This is a genomic window from Myroides sp. N17-2, from assembly GCF_002286775.1.
In the GTDB taxonomy this organism is placed as follows: Bacteria; Bacteroidota; Bacteroidia; order Flavobacteriales; family Flavobacteriaceae; genus Flavobacterium.
In genome coordinates, this window is sequence record NZ_NSGJ01000004.1 from 76,154 (window position 1) to 88,836 (window position 12,683).

10 protein-coding genes are annotated in these 12,683 nt (G+C 35.4%); 6 read left to right on the forward strand and 4 right to left on the reverse strand.

Features of this window, described 5'->3' with window-relative positions; all coding sequences use genetic code 11:
* Positions 1 to 14: 14 nt before the first annotated feature.
* Positions 15 to 3,764, reverse strand: a complete 3,750-nt coding sequence (locus tag CF599_RS02695) for a hypothetical protein (RefSeq protein WP_121964501.1) — start codon at positions 3,762 to 3,764, stop codon at positions 15 to 17.
* Between the two features lie 746 nt (positions 3,765 to 4,510).
* Between CF599_RS02695 and CF599_RS02700 the strand changes: the two genes are divergently transcribed.
* The 5 genes from CF599_RS02700 (at position 4,511) to CF599_RS02720 (ending at position 8,629) form a co-directional block, all read left to right on the forward strand.
* Complete coding sequence (locus CF599_RS02700; RefSeq protein ID WP_121964502.1) at positions 4,511 to 5,281, forward strand: enoyl-CoA hydratase/isomerase family protein; 771 nt, start codon at positions 4,511 to 4,513, stop codon at positions 5,279 to 5,281.
* 211 nt (positions 5,282 to 5,492) lie between these two features.
* On the forward strand, positions 5,493 to 6,302 hold the full coding sequence (locus CF599_RS02705) for a hypothetical protein (protein WP_121964503.1): 810 nt from the start codon (positions 5,493 to 5,495) through the stop codon (positions 6,300 to 6,302).
* Positions 6,303 to 6,313: 11 nt separating this feature from the next.
* Positions 6,314 to 7,297 carry a hypothetical protein gene (locus CF599_RS02710; RefSeq protein ID WP_254050222.1) on the forward strand — a complete coding sequence of 328 codons (984 nt, stop codon included), beginning with the start codon at positions 6,314 to 6,316 and terminating at the stop codon, positions 7,295 to 7,297.
* Positions 7,298 to 7,390: 93 nt separating this feature from the next.
* Positions 7,391 to 7,843, forward strand: coding sequence for a 6-carboxytetrahydropterin synthase (locus CF599_RS02715; protein WP_121964505.1), 453 nt, complete (start codon positions 7,391 to 7,393; stop codon positions 7,841 to 7,843).
* A 3-nt stretch (positions 7,844 to 7,846) separates the two neighbouring features.
* Entirely contained in the window at positions 7,847 to 8,629 is a 783-nt protein-coding gene (locus CF599_RS02720) for a UDP-2,3-diacylglucosamine diphosphatase (RefSeq protein ID WP_121964506.1), read from the forward strand.
* A 55-nt stretch (positions 8,630 to 8,684) separates the two neighbouring features.
* Here the strand turns inward: CF599_RS02720 and CF599_RS02725 are convergent, their stop codons facing one another.
* The gene (locus CF599_RS02725) at positions 8,685 to 10,007 is read right to left on the reverse strand and encodes an HTTM domain-containing protein (RefSeq protein WP_121964507.1); all 1,323 of its coding nucleotides are present in this window, start codon (positions 10,005 to 10,007) and stop codon (positions 8,685 to 8,687) included.
* A complete protein-coding gene (locus tag CF599_RS02730) occupies positions 9,976 to 10,935 on the reverse strand; it encodes a bifunctional riboflavin kinase/FAD synthetase (RefSeq protein WP_121964508.1) in 960 nt (319 codons plus the stop codon). The genes CF599_RS02725 and CF599_RS02730 overlap by 32 nt, the downstream gene beginning before the upstream one ends.
* A gap of 149 nt (positions 10,936 to 11,084) precedes the next feature.
* Between CF599_RS02730 and CF599_RS02735 the strand changes: the two genes are divergently transcribed.
* Positions 11,085 to 11,912: an endonuclease/exonuclease/phosphatase family protein gene (locus CF599_RS02735; protein WP_121964509.1), complete on the forward strand. Its 828-nt coding sequence runs from the start codon at positions 11,085 to 11,087 to the stop codon at positions 11,910 to 11,912.
* Between the two features lie 50 nt (positions 11,913 to 11,962).
* On the opposite strand, the gene CF599_RS02740 is transcribed toward CF599_RS02735, so the two are convergent.
* The gene (locus CF599_RS02740; protein WP_121964510.1) at positions 11,963 to 12,634 is read right to left on the reverse strand and encodes a zinc metallopeptidase; all 672 of its coding nucleotides are present in this window, start codon (positions 12,632 to 12,634) and stop codon (positions 11,963 to 11,965) included.
* Positions 12,635 to 12,683: the final 49 nt, after the last annotated feature.

Sequence of the window (12,683 nt, forward strand, 5' to 3'; positions counted from 1 at the left end):
TGTTTATTGTTTTATTATTCTGACTTTTTACTTGGTAACATTGGGTTAGAGAATATTCCATCCCTATATCCTTTTAATAAGGACAAATCATATATCTGAGAGGAGCTACAACCTGTAAGGTTCGTTATGGTCAATCTGATTTTACCTTTCCTCTGATTCCAATTCTCTCCATTTACTATTGCATTCTTTGGGAAGTTGACTGTGGCAATACCTGTACCTGCTTTGGTAATAAATACTCCGCCTCTCTGCTTGATAACTAGGTTACCTTGTTTATCAAATACTACCTTCCCTTTTGCATCACGCTCCACAATGGTTTTGCGAACTTCAACTACTGGGTTATTAACAGTCACAAATGGCAAGCTCTTCCACTCACTCTCTGAATCAAACAGATACTCCCATTCGTATAATTGTATCTCTCCTGTGACAGTAGGCACCCATTGTATTTGTTGCCCACCTTTAATCTTTATCTCTTTATCAATGATACTTTCCTTCGCTTTTGCGTCTATCGCTGTCACTTTCACAATAGCAGGCATCTCATTAATTTTTATCTTAATCGGTGTTCTTGTCCCTATACTACATCCATTTCTATTGGCCTGCACATATACTGTAAACTCTTCACCTACTTTATATCGTTTTGAAAGGTCTATGGTAAACATGTCTCCTAATGACGGCAATCTACTTCCCCCTTTTTCACTTGTATATACTTCATAAGTCGTACAGTGACTATTCTGTGGTTTAATTCGAAGTGGTTCACCAACACATAACTGAAGTACCTGTTCTAATTCGTACCCATACTCATCTACCTCTATCTGCATTCCTAAATCCACTGTTGGCACTAAATCCACATTATAGATATGCGTAAAATCACCTAATATACCTACTACTGATCCATAAGATATTTTGACTCTATCAAAAGGCTCTTTAGAAGGAGCTACTATAATTCGATACCTATCTCTACCTCCTATACCCAATAGCCTTAAACGCAAGGCACCATTAGATTCTGTCAGAGGTTCACCTACCTTTTTATCTCCGAGATAGCGCTGTATCTTAAATCCCTTGACTAGTTCTAAACTCAGTATACCAGGGTTCTTATTCTCTGCTGTAATATGTAATTCATCCCCTGGCATAGCAGTCTGCTTAAAGACTACGGTCAGGCTCGCCATATTAGCTACTGCAACTCCCCTACTTATTACTGCATAACTATCAGGATCATCATCTACTGCATTCCACGGATGGCTAACAGATGCTGTAGCACTTACTAATCCTAATCCTACATCTTCTACACCGTGCAGTACATCTAATACATTTGGGTTGATATTAGGCAATACTGGTGCACAACTTGGGTTATCAACAAGCTTATTCACATAAGCACCATAAACCTTAGCATTCTGTGCTACTCCAAGTGTAGATCCTAAGACTACCTGTACTCCTAAGTACTTCTGCGGCCCTTTTTTATTAGAAGGAACAAAAGTGTATTCTACTACATTGTCTCCTGATAATAGGTCTACCAAACCTCCATCTACACCTTGTAAAGAACCTATTACTTTTCCTCTTGCATCTAATCCTGCTACTGTCAATCCACCTAAAGCAACTAAACCACTGTACTCTTTACCTAACTTAATCGTTACTGGTGTTCCTGGTTCTTGTTCTTCAGCGAAGTATATATTCTGCCACGTAGTTCCCAATCCTAATAATCCAACTGCGACTGTAATGGTAGAATATGTATCAGGACGTCCATCTATCGCATTAGCTTTATTAGAGACTGCTCCTGTGATAGCTGAGTACCATGCAGTATAGTCTGTTGCCCATTCGCGTTGATAAGTAGGTGGACATAAACTATCGTCAAATACATTAATCTGTACTGTTTTTACATCAGCACACCCATTCTTATTTTCACCTACTACAGTGTAATTATATACACCTGGAGTATTAAAAATGATAGGTTGTGTTCTATCGCTTATCTCCTTACCTTTATGATCATACCACTGTACCTTATCTGTCGAATTAGCGATTACCACTAACGGCAATACCATCGCGTCCCCTACATTTAGATTATAAGTAAAAGAATCAGTAGGGTTCTTCAGTACTAGCTTAGGCGTTGGCAGCGTAGTTACTTTCACTTTATTTGATTCTTCAGAACTCACTCCATTAAAGACATATACTACAGTGTATACTCCAGGTTCTGTCACTGCTATCTGATTCGTAGGCAAAAGTTCTTCTATTACCTTACCACCCTCTAGTATTTTATTTGGCTCCGTGATTTTAAATAAATTACCATCCCTAAACCATCGGTATGAATCAACTTTTAACAAACCTCCCAAAACAGGTTCTTTCGCAGTCAGAATAGCTTCATCACCTTCACATATCACAGCGTTATCTACTCTTATCGTAGTAGCTTCATGTGGTTTGCCTGTGATCTTAGTCTGAGCGATAGCGCTTAACTTAGTAGGGTCAACATAAGGCAACCTAAGGTTGGTTACATTTAAAGAAGCTTCATTAGATAAAACTCCCTTCCCAGGATAACCTATCACTGTTCCTTTTATAATCACTCTTGAAGAAGAATGCGCATCTAAAGACACTTTCCAATTGACAATATTCTTTGCCATAAACATACTTGTAACCTCTTTCGGTGGTGTCAGCGTATTCTTTGTATTTCCACGATTATCAAATGATACTTCCTCTACTCTGAAGAAATCCTTAATAGACTCGAGATAATCACTTAACAAGAAGTCTTTATATAGATCCGAAGAGTGATTAGACATCTCTATCGTATAGGTCAGCTTATCTCCTTTCTTGGCTTCTAATAGATCAACTGTTTTATTAATAAGTAAACCATCTGGAGTAGTCACATTTAAGTTTCTAATCTCATGCATATTAACTGCATCTCCAGTAGATGCCCCAAACCCGATCTTTAAAGTATCATAAGGTATCTCATCATAGATATAGTCAAGTACCTCTATAAACCCTTCATTATGTACATTCTGTATACGTACCTTGATTCTGAACTTCTTCTTTAAAACATAAGTACCATCAGAATTTTTCTTTGTTCTATCCTCTTCAAGAATAGGTTTCATCTCTATCTGAACTCTTCTATAATAGTTATAGGAATCAGGGCGTGTAGAAGTTTTACTGCTGTAATCAACATCTTTTCCACCAGGCCTTAAAACGTGCTTTAAGTATCTAGCTGTTGTATGACTGTTATCTGTTATCTTACCTCGTAGTGAGACGTTCTGTTGAAACTTCCCTTCTTTATTAGGCGTTCCGTTAGACATATTGACAAAGTTTCCAAATTCATCAAGTCCTACACCAATATACCCTCCGGTAACTCCAAGTAAATTACCACCTGGCCCGTAACCTAAAGCACCTCCATAACTACCTAATTTAAATCGCTCTTTAGTAATTCTTCCATCATACAAGAACACAGAGATACCATCACCCCCTTTTCCTTTAATATCACCATCCTTGGTTCTCCATGATTTATATTCAAAGTCTATTAACACTCCTCTCGTTGAAGGAAAGCTTTCATCTATAATAGCATATCCCTGACGTTTCATTGCATCAGATGTTAGCCTAAGCCAACCATAACCATACTTATCTATCTTATCATTTCCAGTAAGTATTGCATTATCTCCAATAATAACCTTGTTATTAACCGTCCTATGACTAAAACTCTCTTGTATATTAAACTGAGCATAGACAGGTGAAAATGCACCAAGTACAACACTAATAACAACTAATAAAATATGTAATCTTCTTTCACTCATTTCTTAATCCTTATTTACCTTTAACACACACATTAACAAACGAATACTCCTTTAAATACAAACTATCCGCTATTTAGAATAAAGACAAGTATTCCCTACTCGATAAATATTGTTATTTATCAAGTCTGCCCTATTGACATAACTTTACTCATCTATATGCTAGATGTACTAAGTCCGTTAAACTTATATGTAGTTTGCAACCAAAGAAAGTGTTGCTATTTTGTTCTTTTCTCTCTCTCTCTTTTTAGATAGTGTGAGCTGATCGACTCAAAGTAGTTACCCCTATTATAACTACAACTATACTATTAAACTTACTCTATCTGTTAATTAACAAATACCACGCCATAGTGACTTATTAATTAAAAAAAATCACCTACCGTGATGTGCACAAAAACATAAACAACTGTATTAAAAATAGTTAACAACCAATTATTTGTTACAAATTATTTTAATTTCAGTGCAAAAGTAATACAAACAATTCGTAATAATAACACACTTTACAACAAGACAGACAACAACAATACTTAATATCAAGTGAAAAAATATTATTTTATCATAAAATAGAACGTTAATGCATAAATAAACGTATCAAACAATAACATCTACAATACAAAGCCGATTTTACTACTAAAAAAATACAGCTAATATTCATATTATGTGACTGTTAAAGTTTACACAATGAAAGGATTTGCTAAAAAACAAGTAGCTTAATACTATATTTATTACATTTAAGAAAAATACACAATATGAGCCAAGACCTAAACACACCTTTTATAACAGAAGTAATTATTGATAAAGTAGCTACATTATCATTTTATAGTCCCGCAAGTAATTCTTTTCCAAGCACTCAACTAGCGCGATTAACAGAAATGATTGATACCTTAAGTAAAAACACCACAATCACAACTATCATTCTAAAAAGTGAAGGGGTTGGTGCTTACTGCGCTGGTGCTTCTTTTGATGAGTTACTTTCTATAAAAGACACTACTACAGGACAAGCTTTCTTTTCGGGATTTGCTAATGTTATTAATGCCATACGCAAAAGCCCTAAGCTATTTATAGGTCGTATACATGGTAAGGCTGTAGGAGGAGGAGTTGGATTAGCTGCTGCTTGTGATTACTGTTTCGCTACATCTAATGCTGCTGTAAAATTATCTGAGCTAGCTATAGGTATTGGTCCTTTTGTAATAGAACCTGCTGTATCACGCAAAATAGGTAAAACTGCCTTTACCAACATGTCCTTAAATGCTCATGAATGGAAAACTGCAAACTGGGCACAGATACATGGGCTTTATGATGAAGTATACGATACTGTAGAACGCATGGATCTAGAGATAGATACCTTTGCAACTAGAATCAGCGCTTATAATCCAGAAGCATTATATGAAATGAAAAAGGTATTCTGGGAAGGTACAGAACATTGGACAGAACTTTTAAGCAAAAGAGCTGAGATATCAGGAAGACTTGTACTTTCAGAGTTCACAGTGAATGCTTTACAACAGTTTAAAACAAAATAAAGGATACTTAGCTATTAAGTATATTTTAGATCATTTAATATTTGAATCCCTCTAAGAAGCATTACTTCTAGAGGGATTTTTTACTTCCTTTATACCCAAAATACAAATACATGCCTATCTATTTAAGATACTTTACTAACAAAACACATAAGTTCACTATTCTTTTTAACTAATTTTAACCCTAAATGTTATCTTTACAAAAAAATGACTAATGAAAAAACTAAACTGCTTAACAGTAGTACTATTACTAAGTAGTGCTGTTTTTGCTTCTAACACGGCTAATTTAGAAGACGATCAGGACAAAGGAAGATACAGCACTTCACACTATGATGGTGGTTTTCTAAGCCACTTAAATGTTTCTGCTGGATTATCAACTCTTGGATTCACTGCAGAAGTATCAACTCCTATCTCTGAAAGTTTAAAACTTAGAGCGGGTTTTGATATCTTCAACTTTAATACGAAACAATATGATTTTGATATTGATGATGAACAAGGCACATTAAACGAAGCTTTCGGATTCACTCCAACTTATGAAACAAAAGGTTCTTTAAATACTTTTCATGGTCATGCTTTAGTGGATTACTATCCTTTTAGAAAAGGTATTCTTCATTTAACTGCTGGTTTCTATTTAGGGAATACAAAGATCAAAGCAAAAGGACTTCTAACTGATGGCGATGGTACTCCTGTACAACTTAGACCAGGGTATGACTGGCCGACTATAGACTTTGACGGCAAAGAACTTGATATAACTGATGGTAGATTAGATGCGGATTTGACTTTAGGACAAACTATTAAGCCTTACTTCGGTATCGGATTAGGTAGAGCAGTCTCTAAACGCAGAGTAGGAGTCAAATTTGAACTAGGTGTTCTATATCAAGGAGATTATACTCTTAAACAAAATGGTAAAACAGTAGCGACTACTTCTGACGTAAATGCATCAATAGAAGATGCTGATAAAGTAACTAAATGGCTTAAATGGTGGCCTATGGTTAATCTACAAATCAATTACCGTATATTTTAAAACTTAGCAAATTGAAACATCTAATACTACTTATTATAGGAGGTTTATTTATCAGTACTAATAGTATTTATGCTCAGGAAGAAACCAAATCTTCTAACATACAGCTAGAAGAGAATACTAAAACAACCTCTGATCAATCAGAAACAGCGAATAGTACAACAGAAGAACAAGATACTAAAAAATCTAAAGACAAAAAAAAGAAGAAGTCCGACCCTACGTTACCACCGAATAACTCCACTGCCTTTCTTCAACATTTAGGAGGTGAAGAGTTCACACGTGATAATATAGCGAAGCACTACTCTGATGAGTTCTTTTATGACTGGACGATAAGCGCAGGACTTTCCACTATGGGTTTAACGATAGAAGCCTTAACTCCTATTAATAAATCACTAAAACTTAGAGCAGGTATAGATCTATTCTACTATAACTCTAAGCACTATGATGTTGGATTAGATGATCCTAATGGAGATCTAAGCAGAGTTTTTGGGTATAAACCAAACCTATCTATGAAAGGAAAGCTTCATATAATACATCTACACGCCTTAGTCGATTATTATCCCGTCCCTGATGGATTATTCTTTTTCTCAGGTGGTTTTTATATAGGAGAGAATAAAACGAACTTAGATGGCTATCTTATCGATCACCAAGGAGAAAGAGCAAAACTTAAAGAGGGGGAGGATTGGCCTGAAATAGACTTTCAAGGTAATAAAATCAATGTAGATAATGGTAATGTAAAGGCAAATGTAACTTTAGGTGGTATTATCAAACCTTATCTAGGAATAGGTATGGGAAGAGTAGTAACTAATAAGAAGTGGGGTATCTCTGTCGAATTGGGGATGATGTATCAAGGGGATTATAAAATCAAACAAGATGGTGGTGTAATTGATTATAAACTAGATGAAACCTTTGAATATAATGAAGACGCAGAGAAATGGTTAAATCGCATCAAATGGTGGCCTAAACTATCCGTTCAAGTTAGGTATAGACTATTCTAATCATATACCTTATATGATAGACAGGTGTTAAACCAAACCCTTATTTTATGAGGGCATACATATTTTTATGTACCTTTGTCAAAATTTTTAGTTATGCCTAAGATTAGAATTACAAAACAATTCACATTTGAGACTGGACATGCACTATATGGTTATGATGGTAAATGTCGTAACGTACATGGCCACAGTTATAAACTAGCAGTTACTGTTATTGGTACTCCTATTGAGGACACGGCTAATGTGAAGTATGGTATGGTTATAGATTTTGGAGACTTAAAAAAAATAGTGAAAGGAGACATCGTTGATGTATTCGATCACGCTACTGTTTTCAATAGAAATACCCCACATATAGAATTAGCAAAAGAACTAGAAGAACGTGGACACCACGTAATTCTTGTAGATTACCAACCTACTAGTGAGAATATGGTAATCGACTTTGCACACAAGATAAAAAGTAAGTTACCACAAGGTATTGAACTTTATTCATTGAGATTACAAGAGACAGAATCATCTTATGCTGAATGGCATCAATCAGATAATTTATAAGCCTTGAGTTTTACGATTAACACACCTAAGAGCATTTACTTTGCTTCTGATCAACACTTCGGTGCGCCTACTCGTGAGAAAAGCCTTCCTCGTGAAGAGATATTCTTACAGTGGTTACGCGAGAAAGAAGATGACATGGGAGCCTTATTCATATTAGGAGATCTTTTTGACTTCTGGTTTGAGTATAAAACAGTAGTACCTAAAGGTTTTGTCAGAATATTAGGTAAACTAGCTGAGATTAAAGACAAAGGAATACCTGTATTCTTCTTCGTTGGTAATCACGATCTATGGATGGGAGACTACTTCGAGACGGAGCTAGGCATACCAGTATATCACGAGCCTAAGGTATTCGACATTAATGGTAAGAAGTTCTTTATAGGACACGGAGATGGACTAGGACCTGGTGATATGGGATATAAGAGAATGAAGAAAGTATTCACTAACCCCTTCTCTAAATGGTTATTTAGATGGCTACACCCAGACATCGGAGTTAAACTAGGTTCATACCTATCTGTAAAGAATAAACTAATCTCTGGTGATGAGGATATCAGATTCTTAGGTGAAGATAACGAGTGGTTAATCTTATATGCAAAGCGCAAACTAGAGACTACTCATTATGATTACTTTGTTTTCGGACACCGTCATCTACCAATGATTATTGACTTAAACAAACAATCTAAATATATCAATCTAGGAGATTGGATCAATTACTTTACGTATGGAAAGTATGATACTAAACTTCATCTGATAGCATATAAAGAAGAATTAGCAGAAGCTAACAAATAACAAAGAACGCATACTTATCAAGTATGCGTTCTTTGTTTATATCTTTTTATGTCAACTAAAATGGTTTCTCTAATATCCATTCACAATGTCCAAAGTAATCCCAACTCACTGCTCCCAAATCCACTGTTGAATCAACAAATTTGCTTAACTCCCTATTATTGATAGATACATAGCTCTCAGCATATACAGCTACATCTTCACCTTTAGCCTTGTACTCATTCTTTATACGCTGAGCCATTTGCCATATCATATCTGGAGAAGACAAACGTGCTAATTGCTTACTTGACAGCACATCTTCTATATCGTAATATTTGCGTTCTCCTGTCTTTTTATTCTCTGTAATATAGTTAGTATATCCTGCCCTAGAACGTAACATCATACGCCAACTTAGGCGATGACCTTCATCTGTCCACAATACATCCCCTTTGATAAAATAATGCCTCAGAGGTAATACAAGTTGTATAAACATAAAACTCACTAAGAAATACTTCACACTAGATTTTAATGAGAATGCACTAGGCTGTACAGTCAATAACGCCGACTCATTTAACACAGGTTTCTTCTTAAAGAACCAACTGCGTACTTGCTCTGGTTCATAAAAGAACACAGCAAAACTAAGAGCAAAATAAGGAAATATACCAATATGTAAAGTAATCGAATTAAATAAGTGGAATACTAATGATGCTATAACTGCTAATGTACGCGTACGTTTATTCAACAACAAGAACACAACTAATCCATCAAATATAATTCCCAAATAAGCTATCGTGATTGCAAACCAATCTTGTATAAATATTTCTTTAAAAACATCTGGAATATTCGCGCCTTGATACATTATTTTAGTAAATGTACCATCTAACCAATCAGGGTAGAACTTAGCGACAGTACCATAGATATACAGCATCCCTACCTGAAAGATAAATATCCACGATATATAAGTTGGCATTGATAATTCTTGTTCTACTCTATTGTGTTTAACATCTAGCGAAGCATATCTATTAGCAGGTAAGAAACACATATAAACACAAATCACTAATAACATATAATAGTGATTATTATAAGACGTCTTTTGAAGAAAATAGGCGCCTGCCCATAGCACTGTTAATAGGGGCATTGTCCATTTATAGCGATAACCCAGCATTACTGCTATAGAAACACATCCCATCAAAAAGAAATACACATACATCTGAGGCCCCACTAGTACCTGCAGAAAGTCCATATATATATGGGAGAATGTAAACTTAACATCTACGAAATTGTCTCTTACCCATCCTGTAGCAATCGCACCAAACGACTCACAAGCGAATAACAAACCAAATAAAATACGGAAGATAATTAACGGTGAATTATCTATCTGTTGGAACAGCTTTTCTTTCATAACAACTAAAGAACTCCCTAGTCACGCGTTCATCATCATTTAACTTCGCAACTAACTCATCGAGTCCACTAAACTTTAATTCATCTCTTATTCTGTCTAAGATACGAACTTTTAGCCTTTGGTCGTACAAATCTCCAGACCAATCTAGATAATTTACCTCTATGGTATACGGGTGATCAGCAAATGTCGGGTTAATTCCCACACTCATCATCCCTTTTACTTTTTCGCCATTTAATTCAGATTCCACGACATAAACTCCATTCTTTGGTATCAGTTTATAATCTTCATCGACAACGATATTAGCTGTTGGAAAACCAAGTGTACGACCTAATTTCTTACCGTGTACCACTACTCCTGAGAAATAATATTCATAACCCAAGAACTCATTCGCTAAAGTCATATCTCCTACTTCTTCTAAAGCAGTACGTATCTTCGTTGAGCTAATAGATACGTGATCTATCTCCTGAGCAGAGATCTCTTCTACTTCGAAGCCATACTTCTCACCGAATGCTTTTAAGTCATTGATGTCTGCTGTTCTATTTTTACCAAAGCGGTGATCGTGACCAATGATAATCTTAGAGATATTAAATTTATCAACTAACACCTGCTTCACAAACTCCTCTGCCGTCAATTGTGAAAATTCAAAATCAAACTTCTGAATAACCAAATTATCCAAACCTAGTCCTTTTAAAAGCTCCTTCTTCTCTTCTATTGTATTGAGTAATCTTATTGTGTTATCCTGTTTTAAAACCATACGTGGATGCGGAAAAAATGTCAATACAAGACTTTCTCCACCTGTTGCTTTTGCAGAATCTACTAGTTTCTTAAGGATCATTTGATGACCGATGTGTACACCGTCAAATGTTCCTAAAGTTGCTATTACTCGTTTATCACTTTCAAAATTTGATATAGAAGAAAATGTTTTCAATTTTTAAAGTTTATATCAGTTACATTACTAATTTTGTCACCCTTTTCTAAAGAGGTAGGATGCAAAATAAAACCGTGTAAAAATACATCATTTTTACAAAAGCCTCTTTATAAAAACAATTTAATGTAATCCCTTTAACATAATTCAATATGCCTCGTACGAGATTTTTAAAAGCCTTATTACTTCTATCTACTACCCTATTACTATCATTCACTATCCAAGCACAAGTAAAGATTATGACTTGGAACTTGCTAAACATTGGTAAAAGCAAAACAGATGAACAAATAGAATACATCGCTAAAGTCATTAAACAAACAGATATAGTCGCTATCCAAGAGGTTGTCACTAACCCATCAGGTGCACAGACTATTGCTAAACTACACGAGGAGCTAAACAGATCATCAGGTGCCAAATGGGATTATTCAGTAAGTGACCCTACTGTAAGCTCTCCTTATCGCTCAGAGCGCTATGCTTATATTTGGAGAACAAGCAAGGTTAAACTTAAGGGAAAACCATTCTTAGAACCGACCTACCAAGAAGAAATAGAAAGAGAACCTTATATGGCAACGTTTATTTATAAAGGAAAGGAGATAACGATAAGTAGCATACATACTTTACCTACTAAACATCAACCAGAAACTGAAATCAAATATCTGAAGTTCTTTCCAGAAATATACCCAGAACACAACCTTATATTCCTAGGAGACTTTAACCTTACAGAAAAGCATTCTGTATTTAATCCCTTAAAGAAACAAGGATATGTACCTAGTTTCGCTGATCAGAAGAGCAGCCTAAGACAGAAGTGTATAAAAGGAGATTGTCTAGCTTCAGAATATGATAATATATTCTATCACAGTGAGAAAAACGAACTAGTAAAAGCGACACCTATTATGTTCTTTGAAGATTTTGAAGACATTACTATTGCGAGAAAAGTCTCTGATCACATCCCTTTAATGATTACGATCAATCCGCTATAAAAACAAGAACGCCTTCTGTGTAGAAGGCGTTTCTTATTTATTTATGTTTATTATCTTCGATTCATATAGATCATTACATAGTATAGTAACGTAGCTAATGAACTTATAGCTGCTACTACATAGGTACGTGCAGCCCATTTAAGCGAATCTTCTGCTCCTGCATATTCCGCTTGAGTTACCATATTCTTTGCTTTTAGCCACTTTAAAGCGCGGTTACTAGCATCATACTCCACTGGTAAAGTAACAAAAGAGAATATTGTTGTCATTGCAAACAAGATAATCCCAAATAACAATAACTGTGGAAAACTATTCAACATTAATATTCCTCCTAATAGTACGAATGACATAATAGAAGAGGTAAAGCTAACTATTGGTACTAATTTAGAACGCATTGTCAGCCAGTGATAAGCTTCAGCGTGTTGTACAGCGTGTCCTACCTCATGTGCCGCTACTGCTGCTGCTGCTGCATTACGCTCATTATATACTGCCTCACTTAAGTTCACTGTTTTATCCATCGGATTATAGTGGTCTGTTAATCTACCTGGAGTTGAGATTACTCTTACATCACGGATACCATGATCCATTAGCATCTTCTGTGCTATCTCAGCACCACTCATACCATTCTGTAAATGAACTTTAGAATAAGTCTCAAACTTCTTCTTTAAACGGTTACCAACTAGCCAGCTGGCACCCATTATAGCGATCATTAAAATCCAAATCATACTTATACTTTTTTATTGCTTTAATAGTTATTGTGCAAAATACAAGCCA

Bases quoted from the DNA above. Each gene is read 5' to 3' on its own strand.
- CF599_RS02705 (WP_121964503.1), top strand. From the start codon at position 5,493: ATGAAAAAACTAAACTGCTTAACAGTAGTACTATTACTAAGTAGTGCT.
- CF599_RS02740 (WP_121964510.1), bottom strand. From the start codon at position 12,634: ATGATTTGGATTTTAATGATCGCTATAATGGGTGCCAGCTGGCTAGTT.
- CF599_RS02735 (WP_121964509.1), top strand. From the start codon at position 11,085: ATGCCTCGTACGAGATTTTTAAAAGCCTTATTACTTCTATCTACTACC.
- CF599_RS02715 (WP_121964505.1), top strand. From the start codon at position 7,391: ATGCCTAAGATTAGAATTACAAAACAATTCACATTTGAGACTGGACAT.
- CF599_RS02725 (WP_121964507.1), bottom strand. From the start codon at position 10,007: ATGAAAGAAAAGCTGTTCCAACAGATAGATAATTCACCGTTAATTATC.
- CF599_RS02695 (WP_121964501.1), bottom strand. From the start codon at position 3,764: ATGAGTGAAAGAAGATTACATATTTTATTAGTTGTTATTAGTGTTGTA.
- CF599_RS02700 (WP_121964502.1), top strand. From the start codon at position 4,511: ATGAGCCAAGACCTAAACACACCTTTTATAACAGAAGTAATTATTGAT.